Source organism: Aquimarina celericrescens (assembly GCF_042682765.1).
Classification (GTDB): domain Bacteria; phylum Bacteroidota; class Bacteroidia; order Flavobacteriales; family Flavobacteriaceae; genus Aquimarina; species Aquimarina celericrescens.
The window spans coordinates 295,025-317,878 of sequence record NZ_JBHUHY010000003.1 but is presented as its reverse complement, the minus strand read 5'-3'; the positions used below and the strand labels follow the sequence as shown (position 1 = coordinate 317,878).

Annotated in this window: 22 protein-coding genes; 11 read left to right on the top strand and 11 right to left on the bottom strand. The window is 34.7% G+C overall.

The window, feature by feature from the left end; translation table 11 throughout:
• The first annotated feature begins 146 nt into the window (after positions 1 to 146).
• From ACFSJT_RS05290 to ACFSJT_RS05245, 10 genes are all read left to right on the top strand, one after another.
• Positions 147 to 530 carry a hypothetical protein gene (locus tag ACFSJT_RS05290; protein ID WP_378319176.1) on the top strand — a complete coding sequence of 128 codons (384 nt, stop codon included), beginning with the start codon at positions 147 to 149 and terminating at the stop codon, positions 528 to 530.
• Between the two features lie 350 nt (positions 531 to 880).
• Complete coding sequence (locus ACFSJT_RS05285) at positions 881 to 1,333, top strand: hypothetical protein (RefSeq protein WP_378319175.1); 453 nt, start codon at positions 881 to 883, stop codon at positions 1,331 to 1,333.
• A 232-nt stretch (positions 1,334 to 1,565) separates the two neighbouring features.
• Positions 1,566 to 3,020, top strand: a complete 1,455-nt coding sequence (locus tag ACFSJT_RS05280; protein WP_378319174.1) for a lipopolysaccharide biosynthesis protein — start codon at positions 1,566 to 1,568, stop codon at positions 3,018 to 3,020.
• 123 nt (positions 3,021 to 3,143) lie between these two features.
• Positions 3,144 to 3,578, top strand: a complete 435-nt coding sequence (dut, locus tag ACFSJT_RS05275; protein WP_378319173.1) for a dUTP diphosphatase — start codon at positions 3,144 to 3,146, stop codon at positions 3,576 to 3,578.
• Between the two features lie 236 nt (positions 3,579 to 3,814).
• Positions 3,815 to 4,831: a sugar phosphate nucleotidyltransferase gene (locus ACFSJT_RS05270; RefSeq protein WP_378319172.1), complete on the top strand. Its 1,017-nt coding sequence runs from the start codon at positions 3,815 to 3,817 to the stop codon at positions 4,829 to 4,831.
• A 34-nt stretch (positions 4,832 to 4,865) separates the two neighbouring features.
• Positions 4,866 to 6,245, top strand: a complete 1,380-nt coding sequence (locus tag ACFSJT_RS05265; protein ID WP_378319171.1) for a tetratricopeptide repeat protein — start codon at positions 4,866 to 4,868, stop codon at positions 6,243 to 6,245.
• Entirely contained in the window at positions 6,245 to 7,021 is a 777-nt protein-coding gene (gene lolB1, locus ACFSJT_RS05260) for a lipoprotein insertase outer membrane protein LolB1 (protein ID WP_378319170.1), read from the top strand. Before ACFSJT_RS05265 ends, lolB1 begins: the two co-directional genes overlap by 1 nt.
• On the top strand, positions 7,018 to 8,247 hold the full coding sequence (locus ACFSJT_RS05255) for a murein hydrolase activator EnvC family protein (protein WP_378319169.1): 1,230 nt from the start codon (positions 7,018 to 7,020) through the stop codon (positions 8,245 to 8,247). The genes lolB1 and ACFSJT_RS05255 overlap by 4 nt, the downstream gene beginning before the upstream one ends.
• An 11-nt stretch (positions 8,248 to 8,258) precedes the next feature.
• Positions 8,259 to 8,792, top strand: a complete 534-nt coding sequence (locus ACFSJT_RS05250; protein WP_378319168.1) for a hypothetical protein — start codon at positions 8,259 to 8,261, stop codon at positions 8,790 to 8,792.
• Positions 8,770 to 9,636 (top strand): tetratricopeptide repeat protein, encoded by an 867-nt coding sequence (locus tag ACFSJT_RS05245; protein WP_378319167.1) that lies wholly within the window; start codon positions 8,770 to 8,772, stop codon positions 9,634 to 9,636. Before ACFSJT_RS05250 ends, ACFSJT_RS05245 begins: the two co-directional genes overlap by 23 nt.
• 23 nt (positions 9,637 to 9,659) lie before the next feature.
• Here ACFSJT_RS05245 and ACFSJT_RS05240 read toward each other — a convergent pair whose 3' ends face one another.
• The 3 genes from ACFSJT_RS05240 to ACFSJT_RS05230 form a co-directional block, all read right to left on the bottom strand.
• Entirely contained in the window at positions 9,660 to 9,809 is a 150-nt protein-coding gene (locus ACFSJT_RS05240) for a hypothetical protein (protein WP_378319166.1), read from the bottom strand.
• A gap of 92 nt (positions 9,810 to 9,901) precedes the next feature.
• Positions 9,902 to 10,411 carry an acyl-CoA thioesterase gene (locus ACFSJT_RS05235; protein WP_378319165.1) on the bottom strand — a complete coding sequence of 170 codons (510 nt, stop codon included), beginning with the start codon at positions 10,409 to 10,411 and terminating at the stop codon, positions 9,902 to 9,904.
• A 205-nt stretch (positions 10,412 to 10,616) separates the two neighbouring features.
• Positions 10,617 to 11,618 (bottom strand): HU domain-containing protein, encoded by a 1,002-nt coding sequence (locus ACFSJT_RS05230; protein WP_378319164.1) that lies wholly within the window; start codon positions 11,616 to 11,618, stop codon positions 10,617 to 10,619.
• 145 nt (positions 11,619 to 11,763) lie between these two features.
• Between ACFSJT_RS05230 and dprA the strand changes: the two genes are divergently transcribed.
• A complete protein-coding gene (dprA, locus tag ACFSJT_RS05225) occupies positions 11,764 to 12,867 on the top strand; it encodes a DNA-processing protein DprA (RefSeq protein WP_378319163.1) in 1,104 nt (367 codons plus the stop codon).
• A 48-nt stretch (positions 12,868 to 12,915) separates the two neighbouring features.
• On the opposite strand, the gene ACFSJT_RS05220 is transcribed toward dprA, so the two are convergent.
• The 8 genes from ACFSJT_RS05220 to ACFSJT_RS05185 all read right to left on the bottom strand — a co-directional run bounded on the left by ACFSJT_RS05220 (position 12,916) and on the right by ACFSJT_RS05185 (position 22,788).
• Positions 12,916 to 13,626, bottom strand: coding sequence for an SGNH/GDSL hydrolase family protein (locus ACFSJT_RS05220; protein ID WP_378319162.1), 711 nt, complete (start codon positions 13,624 to 13,626; stop codon positions 12,916 to 12,918).
• An 84-nt stretch (positions 13,627 to 13,710) separates the two neighbouring features.
• Complete coding sequence (locus tag ACFSJT_RS05215) at positions 13,711 to 16,788, bottom strand: S41 family peptidase (RefSeq protein WP_378319161.1); 3,078 nt, start codon at positions 16,786 to 16,788, stop codon at positions 13,711 to 13,713.
• A gap of 225 nt (positions 16,789 to 17,013) precedes the next feature.
• The gene (locus ACFSJT_RS05210; protein ID WP_378319160.1) at positions 17,014 to 17,424 is read right to left on the bottom strand and encodes a nuclear transport factor 2 family protein; all 411 of its coding nucleotides are present in this window, start codon (positions 17,422 to 17,424) and stop codon (positions 17,014 to 17,016) included.
• Between the two features lie 20 nt (positions 17,425 to 17,444).
• The gene (locus ACFSJT_RS05205) at positions 17,445 to 18,521 is read right to left on the bottom strand and encodes a DUF418 domain-containing protein (protein WP_378319159.1); all 1,077 of its coding nucleotides are present in this window, start codon (positions 18,519 to 18,521) and stop codon (positions 17,445 to 17,447) included.
• Between the two features lie 124 nt (positions 18,522 to 18,645).
• Positions 18,646 to 19,746, bottom strand: coding sequence for a glycoside hydrolase family 3 N-terminal domain-containing protein (locus tag ACFSJT_RS05200; RefSeq protein WP_378319158.1), 1,101 nt, complete (start codon positions 19,744 to 19,746; stop codon positions 18,646 to 18,648).
• A gap of 30 nt (positions 19,747 to 19,776) precedes the next feature.
• On the bottom strand, positions 19,777 to 21,093 hold the full coding sequence (locus tag ACFSJT_RS05195; RefSeq protein WP_378319157.1) for a rhodanese-like domain-containing protein: 1,317 nt from the start codon (positions 21,091 to 21,093) through the stop codon (positions 19,777 to 19,779).
• 17 nt (positions 21,094 to 21,110) lie between these two features.
• Positions 21,111 to 21,566: a nuclear transport factor 2 family protein gene (locus ACFSJT_RS05190; protein ID WP_378319156.1), complete on the bottom strand. Its 456-nt coding sequence runs from the start codon at positions 21,564 to 21,566 to the stop codon at positions 21,111 to 21,113.
• A 226-nt stretch (positions 21,567 to 21,792) separates the two neighbouring features.
• Positions 21,793 to 22,788, bottom strand: a complete 996-nt coding sequence (locus ACFSJT_RS05185; protein ID WP_378319155.1) for an NAD(P)H-dependent glycerol-3-phosphate dehydrogenase — start codon at positions 22,786 to 22,788, stop codon at positions 21,793 to 21,795.
• Between the last annotated feature and the right edge of the window lie 66 nt (positions 22,789 to 22,854).

Sequence of the window (22,854 nt, the reverse complement as noted above, 5' to 3'; positions counted from 1 at the left end):
TTATAATTGATTAAAACAGTTTGGCATTGGTTTTGCCTTCTATGAGAATATAAGTAATTAGTATGAAGAATTTTAAAACAATAAGTATTAGAATATGTATATTATTGATTGGTAGTACCTTTATGCAATGTGCAAGTAGTCAAAACATGAAAAACACATCTTCAATACAAATTAAAGAGCCATATTTTCAAAAATGGACTTCCCAAGATAATAATGGTTTTACAATATACATCCCAACAGAAGATACTTCTAGGGTTTCATTCAAATATGCATACTTCAAACAAAAAAGAATAACGCTTACCAAAGAAGAAGGTAAATCATTGTATACTGGAAGTTATGTTTACCCCAAAAAAGCAACAGATTTGATAATGAGCAGTGATCCTAAAGAAGAGTTTCAAAATACAGTTCCCGTTGGGATTGAACGAATACCTTTTAGGCTTAAAGACAATGAGTGTGTTATTGTTTACACAAAAGATGGTAAAGAAGGGCATTTCAAAATAGAAAATGTGCCTGAAAAAAAAGAGTTATAGGGGTTGATTAGTCTGGGTGATAAAAATTGTACTTTCAATTGCACCTAAAGTGTTATTTTTTCGAATCTTTCAATACTTTGGGACTACCTGCGAATACTGAAGTATTAAGAAATTATAATGGGTGTCACATCAATATTTCTTGCACATAATACAGATTGTTACCAAGGTACGTTTTACTTAAAACTTGTTATGGGTTTTTTTAATTGTGAATACGATAAAATTGGCACTTGCCACTAAAGGAAGTGGGTTTTCTTGGTTTTATCTTTATATATTCTAAAACTTTCTTTTTTCGCGCAACCTTCAGGCATAATGCAGTCTAAATGAGTAAAAAATGTATAAATACTTGAAAAATGAAAAAATTAGGTTTTTTAATGAAAATTAAGGGGATGTTGCTTTTTATTACTCTTATTTACGTTACAATTTCTTGTTCTGATGATGACCGCACTTTTAGAGATTTTCCGCGTAACATTACAAATTCTGGCAATAACTTTAAATGCGGTATCAATATGAATGATAGTGTATTACCCAAGATAGGAGACACAAGAACGTATTATGTTATCACTGATTTGACAGAAAAACGAGTGATTTGGGGAGCTGGAGACTCTATTTGTAGTGTATTACCTTTCATAAAAGAAGAAAATTTATTAGAACATGGAATTCAAATTCTTAGTGATTCAAACACAGGAGACTCTTTAAAAGTTAATTTTATAGAAGGATATAAAGGATTGTTTATTGGGTATAAACTTTTTGTAGAAAAAGACACACTTTGTTGTGCGGCAATGGGAGAACCTAGAAGGAATTAGTCGTTGCAAAAATGGAGGGAGTAGATAGTATTATTTCATCTTGTTTTTGGTTTTATTCCAAGTTACAAAAGGTATGTTTTTGTCAAGGTTTCAGTCCACCAATATTGATTATTGCTGATTTCGATCTGACCACTAAAAAACAATAAAATAAATAGATCAAAAAAGAGTAATAGTAATCGATTAGCCCGGGTGATAAAAAATTGTATTTTTACAATGACAAGGACACTAGCAATTGAGCACTTTTCAAAAACTATTTAAACAGACTTTTATTTACGGACTGGCAACGGTGTTGCCACGTATGTTGTCTTTTCTGTTGGTTATTGTTCACACCAAGTACCTCGAGGGGCCAGTATCTTATGGTCGGGTAACTATACTGTTTTCGTGGATAATTGTTTTTAATGTTATCCTCGCCTACGGAATGGAAACTTCCTTTTTTAGGTTTTTAAATCAAAATAAGTACAAGGATAAGGTTACAAGCACATCCGCGATATCTATAGTTATCACCACATTTATTTTTGGAGTTTTAGCCTTTTTATGTCAGGATATAATATCATCTCTTATTGGTATAGAAAAGGAATTCTTAACATATGTTATTCTAATTTTGGTACTTGATGCGTTGGTTATTATTCCTTTTGCCGATTTGAGAGCCAATGAGAAACCGGTCAAATATTCGGTTATTAAGATTGCCAATGTTATAATTTATGCCGGTCTCAATGTGTTTTTTTTGATTTTTTTACCAGAGCTTTCGCAAAAAGTAACGTGGTTACAATCAATATACTTCGAAAACTTTGAGATCCAATATGTATTTTTGTCGTTAGTAGCAGCCAGCGGGATAACCTTGTTATTAATGCTGCCCTTCTATTTCAGGGTTTCACATCGTTTTGATAAAGAACTATGGAAAAAAATGATGATCTACGGGTCTCCCATTTTGATTTCGGGATTAGCGTTTGCGATCAATGAGCATTTTGATAAAATATTATTAGAATGGATGTTAGAGGGTGAGCAAGGCTTATTTGATTCGGGGGCGTATGCCGCGTGTTATAAACTTGCGTTGTTTATGACTTTGTTTGCTACTGCTTTTAGATTGGGTATAGAACCTTTCTTTTTTAGTCATGCCACAGATAAAAATGCGCCTAAAACGTATGCAATTATTACTAAATATTTTGTGATTTTTGGATCTTTAATTTTGTTGAGTGTCATTATTTTTTCAGACTTACTTAAAGAATTTATGATCAAAAGTCCAGAGTATTGGGAGGCCATGGTGGTAGTTCCAATCATACTACTTGCCAACCTATGCCTTGGGATTTATCATAACCTTTCGGTTTGGTACAAGATTACTGATAAAACTAAATTCGGCGCCTATATTTCGATAGTAGGAGCTATAATAACCCTTGCACTTAATTTCTTGTTAATTCCAAAATACAGCTATCTAGGTTCTGCCATTGCCACATTGGCGGCATATGGCACGATGATGCTGTTGTCTTGGTATTTTGGAAAAAAATATTACCCGATACCTTATAATCTCAAAAAGATAGGAATGTATCTTACGATATCTATTGTATTTTCAATACTGTCTTTTTATGTCTTCGAGAGTAATTATATGATTTCTATTCCGTTGTTACTCCTGTTTTTAGTAATTTTGTACGCCTTTGAGAAAAAGGAATTAAAACAGATTTTAAAAATATAGATACATTTTACTGTCATCTTAAGTGAAGTCAAGAGATCATAATTTTGAATAGGATATTTCGATTGAACTTATCCAAGGCTCGATCAATGGGCTCAATGTGACAGACCTTTTATAAATAAAAACATGAAAATAAAAATCATCAATAGATCATCTCATGAGATGCCTCATTATGAAACCATTGCCTCGGCAGGGATGGATCTAAGAGCAAACGTTACCGAATCTGTTACCTTAAAACCTCTTGAGAGGGCTGTTATAAAAACAGGTCTTTTTATAGAACTCCCTGTAGGCTATGAAGCACAAGTGAGACCAAGAAGTGGCCTAGCGGCGAAAAAAGGAATTACCGTATTGAATGCCCCGGGAACTATTGATGCAGATTATCGCGGAGAAATAGGTGTAATTTTGGTAAACCTGTCTAATGATAGTTTTACTATTGAAAACGGAGAACGAGTGGCACAGATGGTAATTGCAAAACATGAGCGTGCAGAGTGGGTAGAAGTAACCGAACTATCTGAAACGTCGAGAGGCGAAGGAGGATTTGGAAGCACAGGAGTAAAATAGGTATGAGGTTTTAGGTAGTAAGCTTGAGGACTGAGGTGTTATACTGAGCTTGTCGAAGTACTATCGAAGTCCTGTAGCCGAAGTGTGAAATTATAAACTAAAGACTAAAAATTGAACTCTTTGAGGGTTGCTGCTTTCTAGGAGATATATTTTGGAAAATAAAATAAAATAGAAATACCCTAATTTCTTTGAAATGGGGTTAGGGAGGTGTAAATAAACAAAAAACAAAAAAGAGAATGAAAATCATCGTACCCATGGCAGGGAGAGGTTCTAGACTCAGACCTCATACACTTACTGTTCCAAAACCTTTAATTCCGGTTGCAGGAAAACCAATCGTGCATCGATTGGTGTCTGATATCGCAAAGGTTTTGGGAGAACCTATCGACGAAATTGCTTTCGTACTTGGTGATCCTGCATATTTTGGGGATGATGTGGTAACAAGCTTGACCAAATTGGCAGAGAGTTTGGGTGCAAAAGCATCAATTTATAGACAGGACCAACCGCTAGGTACTGGTCATGCCATTATGTGTGCTGCAGCATCACTTTCGGGTCCTGCAGTGATTGCCTACGCAGATACGCTCATTCGAGCAGATTTCAACCTTGATAAAGAAGCAGATGCTGTGATCTGGGTAAAGCAGGTTGATCAACCAGAAGCCTACGGAGTGGTAAAACTCAATGATAAAAAACAAATTGTAGAATTGGTAGAAAAACCTCAGGAATTTGTGTCTGATCTTGCCGTAATTGGTATTTATTATTTTAAAGATGTCGCTATTTTGAAGAACGAATTGCAATATGTTTTGGATAATAACATTATTCATGGTGGTGAATACCAAATCAACGATGGTATCAAAAGAATGATGGCCAATGGTAAAACTTTTGTTACTGGCCGGGTAGATGAATGGATGGATTGTGGAAACAAAAATGTTACCGTAGAAACTAATTCAAGAATGCTTGGTTTTTTGCAGGATGATGGAGAGGAACTGGTAAGTAAGACAGTTACTTTAGAGAACTCAACAATAACACCACCTTGTTATATAGGAGAAAATGTAGTTCTAAGGAACACGGCTGTTGGTCCCAATGTTTCTATCGGTGATGGATGTTTATTAGACAATACCACCATTAAAAATAGTCTTGTTCAGACCAAAACTGTCATAAAAAATGCTAACTTAGACAATGCAATGATCGGAAATAATGCAGTTTATGACGGAAACTTCAAAACAGTGAGTATAGGAGACTATTCTATTTTAGAATAATTTATGAGGAATAAAAGAGAGTTTCAGTAGTTTTATGAGTAAAATTTGGACATATATATATATTTTGATAGTATTCTTTGGAACGGGGAATACAATTGTCTTTTCCCAGGATATAGAACCTAAACAAGAAATCAATATTGACGATTTAGGAGATGTTTCAGACGAATTTCAGGAAAACTTTTTTGAAGCGTTAAAGCAAAAAGCTATTACCAACTACGATAAAGCAATTGAAGCTTTAGAAAAATGTATTGAAATCGATCCAAAACCTGTTTTTCTATATTCAGAATTAGGTAAAAATTATCTCGAGCTCAAAGTATATGAAAAAGCAGAAGAGAATTTCAATAAAGTTCTTAAAGCTAAGCCTAACGACAGATATGTTTTAGAGCTTTTATATGAGGTTTATTTTCAGCAACGCAAATACAAAGAATCTGTCGGGGTAGTTGAAAGATTGGTTCCTTTTAACACCATGTTTAAAGAACAATTAGCCAATCTGTATTTTCTCGAAAAACGTTATGACGATGCATTAGAAATGCTGGACCAACTTAATGAAGAATATGGGACTGATGCTTATCGAAATCAATTACGAAAGAGAATTACTTCAAAAATTACAAATCCCAATAGCAGAATTGCCATTCTTGAAAAAAAGATAAAAGAGAATCCAAAAGTAGAGCAAAACTATCTTAACTTAATCTATATCTATAGCCAGAACAATCAGAGTGAAAAAGCCTTCGAGACGGCTCAACAATTGCTTAAGAAAAAACCAAAATCAGCATTGGTTCATTTGGCGTTGTATAAGTTTTATCTACAAAACAATAAGAATGATGATGCGATTAATTCTATGAAGATCGCTTTACAAAGCTCTAAAGTAGATACAGCATCCAAATATAAAATAGTTAATGACTTTTTGCCCTTTCTGGATAAAAATCCTCAATACGAATCACAATTAGCAGAAATCATGGCTTTGGTTTCGGGCGGTCAAAATAATTCGAAGGTTTTTACAGAACTGGGACATTTTTACTATAAAAAAGATCGAAAGGAGCAGGCTCTCAATTTTTATGAAAGAGGCATAAAAAGCAATGCTAATGATTTTGCACTCTTAAAAAGAATTTTATTATTACAATTGGATCTGAAACGATATGAAAAAGCAGAAATAGGAAGTCAATTGGCTTTAGAGATGTATCCTGCACAACCGATTTTCTATTTAGTAAATGGTGTTTCGTTAATTAATCTTGAAAAGGCAGAAGAGGCCATCGAAATCCTTTCACTCGGTATAGACTATATCATAGAAAATCAAAAAATGGAATCTGATTTTTATACTCAAATGAGTGTAGCTTATCAAAAACTAGGCAATACAGCAAAAGCTTCAGAATATCAACAAAAGGCAAATCAACTCCAGAAAAATCATAACGGTTAATGTACAGAATATTTTATCTATTGTGTTTTTCTTTAATTGTACTAAGTTCTTGTAAGGGATCCAAAGCAACGACAGGGGCGAAAATAAAAAAACTTAGTGCCGAAAAGATTATTGCTAACCACTACAATAAATCCTTTAATTTTGAAACGCTTAATGCCAAGGTTAAAGTGCGATATGACGATGGAAAAAATTCATACAGTCCTTCGGCTACTTTGCGAATAGAAAAAGACAAAGCTATTTGGATTAGTGTAAAAATGTTAGGAATTACATTGGCAAAGGCATTGATCACTCCAGAAAAAGTGAGTTACTACGAGAAAATCGAAAACACATATTTTGAAGGAGATTTTAAGGTGTTGAGCGAGTGGTTAGGTACAGATGATCTTGATTATGATAAAGTGCAACAAATGCTTTTAGGGCAGGCATTGTTTAACCTTCGAAATGATAAATACAAATCTTCAATTGCAGAGCAAGGGTACTTACTACAACCTAAAACAGAATTAGCATTGTTTGAACGTTTATTTTTAGTACGCTCCAATAGTTTTAAAATGGCTTCTCAACAACTAATTCAGCCTATAGCGAATAGAAATCTAACCATCAGTTATCGCAGTTATCAAAAAGTCGGAAATCAGGATTTCCCAAAAGAAATAAATATTGAAGCGTTGCAAGAAGATCAAAAAACTAGTATAGGGATAGAATATAGAATGGTAGATTACAATGCACGGGTGAGTTTTCCGTTTAAAATACCATCAGGTTATAAGGAAGTTACTATTCAATGAGGTTTTTAAGAGTAATATATGTTATTGGATTGTTATTGGTTTGTGGTCCATCTTATTCGCAAAGTACAAAACAACAACAACTCGAAGAAGAACGGCAACGCCTTAGAGAGGAAATTGCGCAAATGAAAAAATTGCGCGAAGATAATAAGCAAAAAGAGCTTTCGGTACTTGATCAGGTTGAAGCAATTAATTCTCAAATTAGTACTCGGGAAAATCTTATAAAAATTACGAATCAGCAAGCAAATTTATTAACAAGAGAGATCAACACGAATCTCAAGAAGATAGATGTATATCGCACTGAGCTTAAAGTGCTCAAGGAAGATTATGCCAAAATGATTAAGAAATCATATAAAAGTAAATCTCACCAGAGCAGGATAATGTTTTTATTGTCTTCATCAGATTTTGCACAGGCTTATAAGCGATTGCAGTATATGAAGCAATATAACGAGCATCGTAAAGAGCAAGCAGAGCGAATAGAAGGTAATACGCTCGAGCTTCAGAAACTTAACCGAGACTTGTCAAAGCAAAAAGAAAACAAACAAGATCTTATTGTAGAAAATCGAGAAGCGCAAGAGAAACTTAAAGAAGAAAAAAAGGAGCAACAGGTTTTGATGGCCTCTATACGCAAGAAACAAGGAGTGTATACGAAGCAAATCAAGAAAAAGCAAGAACAGGCTAGTGCTATTGATAAAGCTATCGAGAAGTTGATTCGCGAAGCTATTGCCAAAGCCAATAAAAAAGCTGGTAAAAAAGTTGCGAATAAAGGATCTGCTACTACATTTGCATTAACCGCTGAAGCTAAAATACTAGCCGATAATTTTACATCTAATAAAGGAAAATTACCTTGGCCGGTAGGAACGGGCAGAGTCACCAAAAAATTTGGTCGTCAGCCGCATCCTACGCTTCCAAATATACAAATCAATAGCAGCGGTGTAGAAATTGAAACCAGAAAAGGAGAGAAGGCTAGAGCCATTTTTGAAGGCGAAGTGATTGCTATTCAAAAATTAAAAGGTGCTAGTCGTCTTGTACAGATAAGACACGGTAATTACATCACTACATATTATAACATAGAGAATATTACGGTTAAAGAAGGCCAAAAAGTGAACACAAAACAATCTATTGGCGAAGTACGTGTGAATCCTACTACAGGGAGAGCAATTATGAAATTTTTGATTTATCAAAATGCAAAAAGATTAAACCCGCAAAGTTGGATTTATAGGATGTAATGTATAGTAGGATGAAATTCAAAAAATATAGTATAGGGATTGTAGTATTGCTCTTAATACCAGGCATCACGTTTTTGTTTTTTGCAACTCCTTCTCAAATCACTGAAGTTCAACCAAAATATCCTGATTATGTTGGTAAAATAGATTTAAATAAGGCTACACGAACTACTGAATTCTCTCTTTGCAAAGATGAGAATAAACCTCATGGATTTTATAGTAGTTCAGCCCCACATATATACAAAAAGAATAAATTAGAATTTAGGGAGTTTATTGTACAGCATTATCAAAATAGAAACAGGAATGATAATGGTTACCTAAACCTAAGATTTCATATCAATTGTCGGGGTGAAACAGGTAATCTCATAATTAATGAATTGAATGCAGACCTTGAACCATCAAATTTGAGTGCTACTTTGGTAGAACAACTTGTAGATTTGTCGATGAGAAACGAAAATTGGCGTACCGCAGATCACCCTACGATTAATTACTACATGTATTTAATCTTTAAAATCGAAAATGGAAATGTTACAGAGATACTTCCTTAGTATTTTTATAAGTTTATTCTTTTGTTCTTGTTATAACAAGAATCTGAAGGAGGCGTCAGAAGAAGACAAAATACTTTCTAAGAAAATATTCGATGAGGAGCAAGCAAAACATGACTTTGATGGTCCTTACCAGGGAACGCCATTGTCGATGAAATTATTGGATAGTATTCTTACCCTGGATCCTAATAATTGTGAAGCCTTAAGATCATATTCTGTACCCTATCTTAAAAGAGGAATGCCCCATAAATGGAAACCCTTGTTTGATAAAGCGGTGGCATGTGATCCAAAAACATGGCAACCATGGCGAGGTTACTTGTATTTATGGTTTTATAGAGATTATAAGAAAGCAATTGAGGACTTCGATGCCAGTGATATCCTTACTCCAAATTTTGTAGATTCTCCTCAAGGCCATAGCGTTGATTACTGGAGAGGTATTGCATACTTAGGCCTAAAAGATTATAAGAATGCAGCACATTATTTTAATACTCATATTGCCAGAGTGCGCGAGGATTCTGGTGAGGACTGGGTAGAGCCCAGTGCATTTTTATATTTGGGTATCACGTACTTTGAAGATTCTAAATTCAAAAAGGCCAGAATTAATATAGAAAAAGCATTACGGTATTTCCAAAATGTATCTGCTGATAGCCATTATTACAGGGCTTTGTTATATCTGGAAGAAGGGGAGTATCATGAAGCTATCGCTGCGACTAATAAAGCAATCGATGATTATAAGAATGGATATTATAGTAAACGGGCGTATGTTGAAGAAATCAGGCAGATATATCCTCAACAGTTATTAAGGCTTAAAAAATTAATCGCAGCTCGTATGGTTAAAAATAAGTAGTGAGAAATTTTAAATGAGCCCAATTAGACTTTTAATTCATATTGTGGTACACTAGTAACATCTGGATATTCTTGATCATCACAATATCGAATTCTTATAAAAATTGCGATAGCCAGAATTAACCCGACTAACGTAATGATAAGCGAGAAGATAAGATTTTTACCTCTTTTCATTTCAACGAATTTCCATTCATTTGAAGATATAAAAAAGCAACGAAAATTTTTTCTTTTCTTCAGATTTTAAGATAGTTTTAGGTAAAATCAAGTTAGATGAATAACGCCTTCAACTCTGTAGCATCATTTGGTTTCATTTTACCTGCAAGTACCAGGCTAAGTTGCTTGCGACGCAAGGCTGCATCATATCGTTCTTTTTCGAGATCGGTCTGAGGTTCTATTGGAGGCACCTCGACTGGATTCCCAGATTCATTTACGGCAACAAAGGTATAAATAGCCTCATTGGCTTTTGTCTTATCTCCACTTTGACGATCTTCTACCCAAACATCAATATATACTTCCATAGACGAGGTAAAAGCTCTTGAAACTTTTGCCTCTACCGTTACAACGCTACCTAACGGAATTGCTTTATTGAAAGCCACATGGTTCACAGATGCAGTAACTACAACTCTTCTTGAATGCCTGCCAGCAGCAATACCAGCCGCACGGTCCATGCGAGCCAATAGCTCTCCGCCAAATAGGTTGTTTAGAGAATTAGTTTCTCCGGTTAGTACAAAATCGGTAAGTATAGCAAGAGATTCCGATGGGTGCCTGGCTTTCATATACAGTATATTTTTTGGCAAAGATAATCACGCAGAAATAACTATTACTATACAGTAGAATAAAAGTGTATTACTTGAAAAATTGCTTGAATGCGAATTTGGTGTAGATTTTATTCAAAAAGTATGAATATCAATCGAAAACGAAAAAAATCTTAAAAATAATGAAATGTTGTCTACATTTCTTTGAAAGAAAAAATATAAGAAATTAGAGTTCCTGAACCAATAACCAGGCTCTTGGACTTTCCTCTCTTTTAATTTTTCGAAGTGCTTGTAATGCTTCTATTCGATCTGAGTAACTTTGATAAACCACTTGATGAAGACCATATTTGTTTACCTCGATAAGACGTGCATCAAAACCTTTAGCTTTAAGTTTTCTCACTTTTTTATCGGCATTTGATGCAATTCTAAAAGCACCAGCAACAACATGATATTTTCCTGTTACAACCACAGATTCATTTTTCGATTCAACAGTCTTAGTCGATTCTTCTTTGGTAAGATTTAAGGTAATCGCTGGTAGTGGATTTGAAATCTCAAATGTTGCCTCTTGAATTCTGTTTTCAATTTCGGCATTAGCTTTTTTCCACTCCTGATTATTGTAGCTTATGGTACTATCACTAATTTGCTTCAAACCAAAGAACCCACCAATTCCTAAGATGATAGCAGCGGTTGCCGCGTATTGTAAATAAGGACGCTCACGACGTTTTTCTGGCGTAAAAGCTAGAGGAGCAACCTCTTCAAGAGCTTCAACCTCTTCTTTATATGCTTCACGCTTTACCTCAATCTCACGTTTGATGGTCGGGGACACAAAAGTATGTAATCCAAAAGCTTCAGTAAGATAATTTACTTCTTGCAAGGGTTCAAACTGTAAGGTATCTTCTACAGAGGTAAAAAACGCTCCTATATTCTCTAATTCTAAACGCTTCCCTTGTGCCATCTTTTCATTTAGGGACAAGACATAACGCTGAATTTTAGCTACAGCATCGGTATAGGAGATATTTTCTGCAGAAGCGATATAATTTGCCAATAAACCATCATTATTTTTCAACTGACTGTTAAACGAAATGAGTTTTTGAGGAGGAAAAAACGAATGAGTAGATTCTTGAATCTCAGCAGGCTGACGTCTTGTTAAAAATGCTCCAAAACCTGGTAAAATTACACATTCATATCTATATAATAATTCGCTTATGTACTTGGCTGTATTGTTCATTATCCCCTTATAAAATATGCTATTCTAACAATGTGTGGTTAAAACCCAAAGGTAAAAAAAAATGAAAGTCATTAGAATAATGGCTTACAAATTTATTAACAGTTTTGTTTTTTTTTGTTTCTTGCGTTGACATATAAAATATTACATGACCGTCGAAAAACTAATTGCACTACTTAGACTCAAAAAAGTAGCAAATCTAGGGGATAATTCTATCAAAAAACTGATACGTGAAGTAGGTTCGGCAGAAGAAGTTCTTGCTGAAAAACCAAGTAATTTGTTAAAAATTGATGGTATTGGTGCTATAAAAATAAAGGATCTTCATAATCCAGGTCATTGTAAGGCCGCAGAAAATGAATTAGAATTTATTACAGAAAACAAGATTAATTATTGGGTATATGACCAGCCTGATTATCCCGAAAAATTAAAGCATTGTATTGATGGCCCTGTAGTACTTTTTGGCCGTGGAAATATCAATCTACTAAACAAAAAAATAGTAAGTATTGTTGGTACTCGAAAAGTCACTAGCTATGGGGTTCGGTTTTGTGAAGAATTGATCGAGGCTATTGCCCCTATCGACCCGGTTATTGTATCCGGTTTTGCATACGGAGTTGATATTACGGCACAGAGAGCGGCAGTACAACACAATTTGCAAACCATAGGTTGTTTGGCTCATGGACTGAATCAAATCTATCCAAAAGCTCATCAAAAATACGTATCTCAGATTGAAGAAAACGGTGGGTTTTTTACAGATTTTTGGAGTACCGATACCTTCGATCGAAAAAACTTTTTGGGGCGCAATCGTATTATTGCTGGACTTAGTGAAGCTACTGTAGTAATCGAGAGTGCCGATAAAGGAGGTTCGCTTGTTACGGCCGATATTGCCAATTCATATAATCGTGAAGTATTTGCAGTTCCTGGTAGAGCAAATGATGTTCTAAGCAAGGGATGTAATATGCTCATAAAAACGCAAAGAGCCCATATGCTCACTAATGCAGTAGATTTAATCTATATGCTCAACTGGGAGTTAGAAGAAAAAGAGAAACCCACAGTGCAGAAAAAGCTGTTTGTAGAACTAGAGGGTGACGAAAAGAAAATCTATACCTTTTTAAATAATAACGGAAAAGAATTGTTAGATGTCATTGCATTACAGTGCCAAATCCCAACATTCAAAGCTGCCTCTATTTTATTAAATATGGAGCTTAAAGGAGTGATTAAACCTTTACCGGGAAAATTGTTTGAAGCAATTTAGACTAAACTAGACAGAAACAAGGACCATACGATTTGTTACTTCTAAGGTTCATTTTAAAATTTCTTCTATAATCGGAATCATTTTTTCTACCCACAAGTTATACTGATAGCCGCTGGGATGTAAGCGGTCATCTGCTAGAGCATTCTCTGAAGCTCCTAGATTTCGGGAAATAGTAGTTACATCTACGAACGCTATTTTGTTCGCTGTACATTGCTGTTTGATGTATTCATTGTAATTATCAAGCTCTTTTGCTATAATTTCACTATTATTTATGCCAAAAGGAGTAACACCGTAATCTGGAATAGAAACCACCATTACCTTCGTATTAGAATTAGCCAAATTAATTGCAATATCAAGTAATGTATCAAACTCTTCTTGAAATGTTGAGAAACTACCTCCTTGAAATTGATTATTCACTCCTATCAACAATGATACTAAATCATGATTTGATGGTGATTGTTCTTGTATCGCGTCCAGGAGATCAGTTGTGGTCCATCCTGTCCTTGCTATAACGGTAAGGTTTTCAATTTTATTTTTTGAAGTTCTCGTAGCAGTTTTTAATTGATACGGCCAGCTTTCTTCCTGTTTCACTCCTTGACCAATGGTATATGAATCTCCCAATGCAAGAAAAGAAAATGTCTGAGTTTGATCATTTTCTGATTCGATTTCAGGTTCGATTGCCTGGGATTCAGAATTTGACGAACAACAACAAAAAAGTAATGTTATTCCCCATAAACAAATCAAGACTTTTTTGGTCATATCGAGTAGTTTAATATCAATACTATGGTAAGCGATCTTTATCTAGATTAAAATTCCATGTATTTCAATATAAAAATACTTCTTTTAATTATTAAGCTGCTTCTTTATTTCTGATAATGCTCTGTCTAATTGAGGTTGGTTTTTTTCTAAACGATGCTTGAAGTTTTCTTTTACATAAATATCTGGCTGTACACCGGTTTTTTCTAAATTCTTACCATCAAGTGTATAGCATCCCCAAGAAGGTAAGCGATAAAATGACCCATCGACCAAACCTTTTCCAGAAGTAAAAATAATCCAACGATATGTTTCTGTACCAATAATTTTTCCTAGTCCTAATTGCTTAAAGCCCGCAGAGGTCATTTCGGCATCACTTAAGGACTGCTCATTGATCAAAAGAACAATTGGTTTGGCTGCAGGGCCAAAATTAGGTTGCGGTGTGAGCTCTCCATCTCTATATTTCCATTTAAGATATGGTTTCTGTGATAAGAACTTTAATACTTCATCATGTACATTACCACCCGTATTATTCCTTAAATCTAGAATTAGGGCATCTCTTTTGTATGCTTCAGACACCATTTCTTTCTTAAAATTGTTTAATTCGCTGCGTCCCATATTTTTCATATGAACATAGGCAATTTTTTTATTGCTTTTACGATCTATATATTTCTGGTTATTATCTACCCACTCATCATATAACAGGCTTCTTAATTTGTTAGATGCGATTGGATGTAATTCTACAGTAACCTGTTGTCTTTTGCGTTCGAGAGTTAACTGCATCTCTTTATCTAAAGAAGGTTGTGTAAAGTATGATTCTCGATTATTATTTGGATTGATTTTTTTTCCATTTACGGCTACTAGTCGATCTCCGGGTTTTATATTTTTATTAGTAATATCTGAAGGGCTGTCTGTAACAATTCTTTCTACGATATACGGGTCGTTTTTTGAGAATACGATTCCGGTTGATAACGTGTGGGTTTTATAGAATTCTTTCTCTTCTTTACCGGTAGAGCGAAATCCAAAATGAGAGGTGTTTAATTCACCAAGCATATCATTAAAAAGTAATCTTAAGTGAGAGCGATTGGTTATATAGGGCAAGTATGCAGCATATCTTTTTTTAAGTTTTTTCCAATCTTCACCATGAAAATCACCATCATAAAAATTCTCTTCGAAACCGGCCCAGGCCTCTTCAAACATTTGTTTAAATTCTTCTAATAATGCCTTTCTAAATTTAAAATCAATTTCAATTTTATCAATTTTGTTACTTTCAATATCCAATGTATAAAGATGACCATCTAGTAATACATAATGACTATCATTTCCTGAAGCTATTTGATAGCTTGAGATTTTATCGTCTCCAACTTTTTCGGTTTTGTTTTTTTCAAAAGGTGTTATCGTTGTTTTCCATAATTTTGAATCGCCTTGATCATGATTAGAAATATAAAACACGTAGGATGCATCTTCTTTTGAAATAACTACCGGACCACCTCCTTGAAACCCAAATTCTGGACCCACACGCTCTAGACGATCCATCAATCCCCTTTCATTAATAGTAATTTTAACTTCTTCTGTTTTGTCTTCTTTCTTCTTCTCCTCGTTTTTTTTATCCTTGTCTTTATCCTTCTTTTCAAGAAATAGCTCGTCAAACTTTGCAGAAGTATAGGGGACTTCATATTTATCAAGAGCCATACGGTAGATGTTAGCTTCTCTTAACCCGTAAGGATAACTGGGCTGGGTTAAATTAGAGGTAAAGTATATATATTTTCCATCGGGAGACCAATAGGGGCTATTTTCGGTCACTCCGGTTTGACTTGCGTTTAATACTTTTTTTGAAGAGATATGATAGATAAAAATGTCATTTTCAAAATTACGAATGGCATTATAAACCAAATATTGTCCGTTGGGAGAAAATTTGGGTTGTGGAGCATAAAGTGCCCAAAATTCATCTTTCACCACCATTGTGCTTTTAAGACTTTTTAAATCGAGAAGTCGTAATTCGTCCCTTCCACTAATATAGGCCGCAAGCGAAGACTCTGGATTTAGCTCTATATTTACATTATTTCTTGTCTCATTGGTGATTTGTTTTTCCTTTCCTTTTCCGTCAGCCGAAATCGTAAATAAATTTAAATACCCATTATAGGTTTGATTATACAGTAAAGTTCTATCGTCGTCAAGCCATTTTACTTCTACCACACGCTCATTAGGATTGACAGGAATTTGTTTTATAAATTTTCCTTTATGATCAGAAACGAACAATCTTCCTCTGGAAACAAAGGCTATTTTTTTTCCATCTGAAGAGACGTCAAAATAAGAAATTTTTCCTTTCACCTGAAAGTCCTGAGTTTTGTTTAAGGTATTATTGCGATAGATTTTGATAGGTACTTTTTTTGAAGTACCAGAAGTCTTATCGTAGCTGTAGATTTGGTAATCCTTACCAAATATTATTTTATTTCCATTTGCACTTACTTGTGGTCGTTTGACAGAGGTACTAAATGTGGTTAATGCTGTTTTTTTATTGTCTTTGAAGGTATAAAGATTGTATTCTCCGTTGGCTTCGTCTGAAACAAAATAAAGAATCCCGTTTTTATCGAGAGTTGGCCAAAAATCTTTTCCTCTGTAGGTTGTATATTCTCTATACTCTTTGGTTTTCGGGTTATAAGATTTTATATCTGGATTGTAATCTCCTTTATATCTCTTTCTATGAGTAAAACTTTTGCTTTCCCAGCTTTCATTAAAGAAAATTTCACTAGTAATTGGATGTACGGCAATATTATGGGTAGTATTAAAATAATTAGGGAAGAGGCGAGTAGGTGTGCCGCCAGAAGCAGGTATTTCGTATCCACTAAAACGATTTTCTCTAGATGATGTAAAGTATATTTTTTCTGAATCCCACGACCAACTATCTACATCATCGTTTGTATCATGAAAGGTAAGTTGTCGAATTTCTCCTCCTTCAATAGGCATGACGTAAGCATCTCTATTACCATATTGTGTTGCACTAAAAGCAATCCATTGTCCATCAGGTGAAACTCTTGGCAATGTTTCGTCGCCTCTCATACCTGTTAATCTAGCTGCCTCTCCACCGTCAATGGGTACTTTCCATAAATCTCCGTCATAGCTAAAAATGATAGTTTTTCCATCTGGAGTAAGTGTTGGGTCTAGCATAAAAAATGCTTCTTGAGCGAGTATCGATGAAGGTATAAAAATCAATAAAAAACAGGAGAGTGAAGATAAGAATGATTTGAACATATGTATTTTTTTTGATTGATGCGAGAAAGATACTAAACTTGAGCAATACCACTTTTAGAATAAAAAGTTAAAATCACATAAGAGTAGCTTGTTTTTGATGGGTTTACAGACTAAACTTCTCGTTTGGAAGATAAATTGATGCTACAAAGTACCTAACTGTTTTTTCATACGTTCCAGAAATTCACCCATCTTTTGATGTACTATCTGTATTCCTTTTAGGGGGCGAAGCATTACTTTGATATCTTGTAATTTCCCCTCTTCATCAAAAGTAAGCATATCAACGCCCTCTACAGTAACGCCCTCGATTACAGTGCTAAACTCTAATATACTATGCTCTTTATTAGTCACTTCTCTCACATATTTAAAATGCTTATTGGCAATGATACTGGCTGCAGCAGTAAGATAAATATTTACAATCTTCTTTCCCTTCTGCGGAGTCCATACTACCGGGGAATGCAATATCGCATCGTCTGCTATAAGATCATCTAGTCTTGATGTATCTCTATTATTTACAAATTGATGCCATAGGGCTAGTCCTTTTTGATTATTCATGGTATGATCATTTATCGTTTTTAATCAGTCAACTTTCTCATTATCGATTCTAAAGGACCAATATTTTTAAATTTTGTCCATATTGCAGCAAACACCATACAGAATACGCTAAAAATCAAGGCATAAATGAACGAAAATTCAATGGAATACTGTCCCATTTTTGTTGGATTTACTGCTTCTACTATACCCATCCCAATAATAACATGTGCTACATAAAAAGTCAAGGCAAGCTGTCCGGTTTTTTTTAAAACATTAATTAAATAATTAGTTTCAAATGTATTAGAAATTATAATACAAATAGAAATTATAAATATAGCAAAACTACTTCCCGATATCATATAAATGGGTAATGGAGGCATGGGACTAGTTCCTAAAATCTGTTTTAATTCATCTTCAAAAGTTTGATTTCCTTCAGCCAAAATTGAAATTAAGCTTTGAGATAGTAACGTAATGGTTAGAAAAATTGCTACACTAACCCAAGTAGCTCTTTTTATAAACTTAGGATTTGATAAGTCCTGTTTTCCGAACCATAGACCAATAAGCATAAATGCCGACCATGGAATAACAGGATGAAACCCATTAAAAAATAAGTTTCTAGCAAATCCTTCTGGAGACCAAAAATCGACATACTCGAAGGTATCAAAATTCCATCCCGTATCATAGTTCCAGATAGATAACAATAAAGGATATATAAATACTAACACCAACGAACTGGTTACTATAATTTTGTTACTCCCCGTTAAAAGTAGTAAGGTTATTAACATGTATATGCCGTAGAAATGTAATATGTCTGCTGGCCAAATAGGAATGTATAGTAAACCGATAATGAATAGAAAAATGGCTCTTTTGAGTATTCGTTTTCTAGTTTTTTTAATTTTTTGCAGGTCATGATTTTTTATAGCAGAATTTGACATAAAAGCAATTCCAACTCCTGCCAATACGACAAAAGTAGCGGCTGCTTTTCCTTCTAGAAGCCCTAAAAGAAACTTAATCGTTTCATTGCCGTTACCTCCAAAAACAATTTTGAAATTTACTAAGATCATTCCGATGACAGCCAATGCCCGGGCAACATCGATGCCAATAATTCGCTTTTTCATTTTCAATTGAATGGATATTGAATTTGTTTATGTAATAGGTTGCTCTGAAAACAAATAGTTTACCAGTATTCGATGAGTCTGCGATATAATAATATTGTTACCAAAAAAAAGGGTGAGTTATAAATTAAATGACTCCTGCACAGATTTTCAGCCTTAAAATCTTCTTCACAGATTTGATCACTTGTTTATGATAGTCTGGATCGGTTTTTATTTCGGCAAGAATAGAATTCATGGTTTTTTCTTCATCTTGAGGCATCAGAATCATATCACATCCTGCTTTTGAGGCAAGAAGCGGAGCATTGTCGAGAATGGTAACGGCTTTCATAATATTAAGAGCGTCAGAAACCACAATACCTTCAAAGCACATTCCGTCTTTTAATAGATCAGTAATGATTCTTCTTGAACAACTAGAAGGTAAACCGTCAGTTCCAAACGTATCATTATTCACCACAGTAATATGGGCAATCATAATTGATAGCACACCAGCATCAATAATGGGTTTGTAGTTATCGATTTCTTGTAGCGGGCCATCAATATATACACTTTGTTTATGGGTGTCGCCTTTTACGAGTCCGTGACCGGGAAAATGTTTTGCAGTAGCAATAATACCCCCTTCTTGTGTGCATTTTATAAACCGATTGGCTAATTCAATCACCGAATCTTTATTATTTCCATAACTACGTGATTTTATGGCTTCGTTACCAGGACTTATATCCAAAACGGGTGCAAAATTATGGTGTACTCCAATTTCTTTGAGTTCTCTATTAATAATATTTACAACAGCATCAGATTGAGCATGGGTTTTGATATCGATTGTTTTACCAACATTTTGTGCTCCCTTTATTCTACTGGCAAACAAACTTGGCTCTGCATCCATACTAAAGATAAGAGGTAACGTTTTATTCTTTTCTGAAATTGAATTAAGCTCTTCTATGGTTTCGGCATGTGTTTTTTTACTTCCTTTTAAAAAAACCACCCCACCAATAATTTGATCTGTTACCAGCTTTTTTACCACCGCTTCGGGTTTCCCCAATTCCCCGGTGCAGCTAATGATCATTTGTGCTACTTTTTGTTGGTCTGATAGTGTATTAAAAATAGAATCTACAGTTCTATTTAGTGCCGCATTATCAGAATAAAAGTCATCTAAAGTAAATTTTGAATGCTGAGAGAAAGTAGGAATCGACAGGAATAAAAAAGTCAATAGTAAAAGGGAAAAGTACTTCATGCTTTGGGTAAAAGTAATATTTGTATGTAATTAACAAGTAATAGGAACACCGTTTAGTTGTCCCCATTCGCTCCATGAACCATCATAAACTGACACATTTTGATATCCTGCGAGCTCTGCAGCTAACATAATAATGCATGCAGTGATTCCTGATCCGCAAGTAAAGATCAGTTTTTTATTTTCAAGATTAAAATCATTAAAAATTTCTTTTAGCTCTTCGACCGGAAGCATTTTACCATCAAGTTGAACCCTGGTATACGGTAAATTTAAAGAATTCGGGATGTGTCCACCCTTTAAGTTTTTCCTTGGCTCTGCCTCTTTCGCCAAAAACCTACCTTGTGATCGGGCATCTAGAATCAAGGTATTCTTATTATCCATTTCATCGAGTATATTTTTTGAGTTCGCAACGAGCTTGGGATTGAACATAGCTCTAAAATTACCTAGTTTTCGACTGGCAGGTTTAGTTTCTATAATACAAGGTAGATTAGCACGTCTCCATGCCGGCAACCCCCCGTCGAGAACAGCAATATCCCGATGCCCCATAGCTTTAAACATCCACCACACTCTTGGGCTAGAGTAAACTCCTAATTTGTCATACACCACAATCTTGTGATGGGAACTAATACCAAGGGTACGACATGCCTTTTCAAAATACTCGGGAGAAGGTAACATATTCGGGAGATCACTATTTTTTTCTGAAAATGTATTCTTGATGTCAAAAAAAAGTGCATCTTTTATTTTGAATTTTGAGATATCGTCTTTATATCTTGAAGTCTCCTTTTTAATTGTGGCATCCAAGATGACTAAATCCGGGTCATCTAGGTGATCTGATAGCCATTGCACATCAACCAAAGGACTGCCGAAAGTTGATTTTCTATTGGCGTTAGGTTTAGATCTTACTTGAAATTTGTCTAATAGTCGACCGGATCTATGTTGTAATTTTTTCTTGAAATAAGAAGTGCCGCCCAGAGCTTTACCTTTCCAACCCATAGCTTGTGAAGCCCATCGTTTTAGACTGAAATGATCAGTATGTTTTACAATCTTTCCGTCTTTAAACTCAAAAGTGGTGTGAACTTTGTTAAGAACAGGCCTTTTCCTGTTACCAAAGGTATATCGTGCCTCCCAGTAAACAGATCCTTTATTTCCATCTACAGTTATATCTGAAAATTTTGCGGTGAGATCCTTTCCGTTCTCACAAAGCCAGTACCATACTTTTTTAGCCTTTTCCGCTTCTAGTTTTCCGAAGATTGGATCTTCAAAAACAATATCGTCATGATAACAGGTCATCATAGTATCGACATCGTGATCATCCAGTGCAGTATAAAAAGTTTTGATGAGCTCCTTCATGGGTTATATATTAAAGATCAATTAGCTATAAATTTATCAAGCATTTGATTGGTTTGTTGCATCATTTTTTTCTGAAAGAATCCTGTGCCTCCCAGCAATTGACCCTTCCAACCCATAGCTTGTGATGCCCATCGATGAAGGTTAAAATGATCTGTGTGTTTTATAATTTGCCCATTTTTGAACTCAAATTGAGCATCAATTCTATTATGTACCGGTCTACCTGTTTTGCTAAAAGTATACCACGCTTCCCAATGTGCAGAGCCACTTTGATCATTGGCTTCAACCTCTGAAAATTCAACTTTAAAATTTTTTGCATTTTGGCAAAGCATACGCCACATGTTTTTGGCTCTATCTCCTTCTAGTTTTCCAAAGGCAGGATCTTCAAAAACAACATCTTTATGATAACATGATACCATTTTATCAGCATCAAGATCACGTAAACCGGTATAAAATGTTTCGATGAGTTTCTTCATTATGTTGCGATCATAAAAGGAATACTGAAAAATAAGAATAATCTTCTTTGAAGCATACCTTATTTAGTTAAAATACACTTAAGTAAAATAGATAAAAGATTTCTTGGTTCTATGCTCTCAAGATAGCAGTAATATTTAAATGCTGTTGTACGTTGTAATTTGATCGACACAGATTTTAAAGATGCTTTAGAATCACCTCTTAAAGCGCAGCGCATTAATCTCTAATTTAGTCTAGTTTTTCTGCTAATTTCTTGAAAATCTTTTTGGGATTTTTGTTTTCATAAAGAATATCATGAACAGCATCTATAATAGGTGTTCTTACACCTTTGGTAGCTTTCATTTCGTAAGCTGTTTTGGCAGCATAATATCCTTCGGCCACCATGTTCATTTCCATTTGCGCACTTTTTACGGTGTATCCTTTACCAATCATATTACCAAACATACGATTACGTGAAAAAACAGAATAACCTGTCACTAACAGATCTCCCAGGTATGCAGAGTTGTTAATGTTGCGTTTCATTTTATGTACTTTTTTAATGAAACGCTTCATCTCACGAATGGCATTACTCATCAAAACACTTTGGAAATTATCCCCGTATCCTAAGCCATGTGCAATTCCTGCCGCTACAGCATAAATATTTTTGAGCACCGCTGCATACTCTGTACCAATAATATCATCACTGGTTTTACATTTGATATAGTCGCTACTTAAGTTTTTAGCAATTACCTTCGCTTTTTCTTCATCGTTAGAAGCAATGGTAAGATAAGAAAGTCGTTCAAGTGCCACTTCTTCAGCATGACAGGGTCCTGTTATTACACCAATATTATTAAAGGGAATATTATATTCGTCATGAAAATGTTCTCCAACGATCAATCCAGTTTCTGGTACGATCCCTTTAATAGCAGAAAAAATTACTTTGTCCTTTAAAGACTCGGTAAGTTTTTCTAATTCACTATGCAAAAATGCCGATGGAATAGCAAAAATTAAATAATCTGCATACGCCACAGCTTCATTGATATCATTAGTAAGTTTTAGCTGTTCTAATTTAAATTCTACCGAACTAAGGTAATTAGGGTTGTGCTGTTGTCTTTTTAGATGTTCAAGGGCATATACACTTCGCATGTACCAACCAACTTCATCAAGGTTTTCAGTTAGCATTTTTACAATAGCGGTAGCCCAACTACCACCACCAAGGACCGCAAATTTTAGTTTTTTTTCCATTCAAAAAATTGTGAGTTCAAAAATAAGTAAAATACCCTTTAAAGTAAAAATCTGATAATCAGTTTG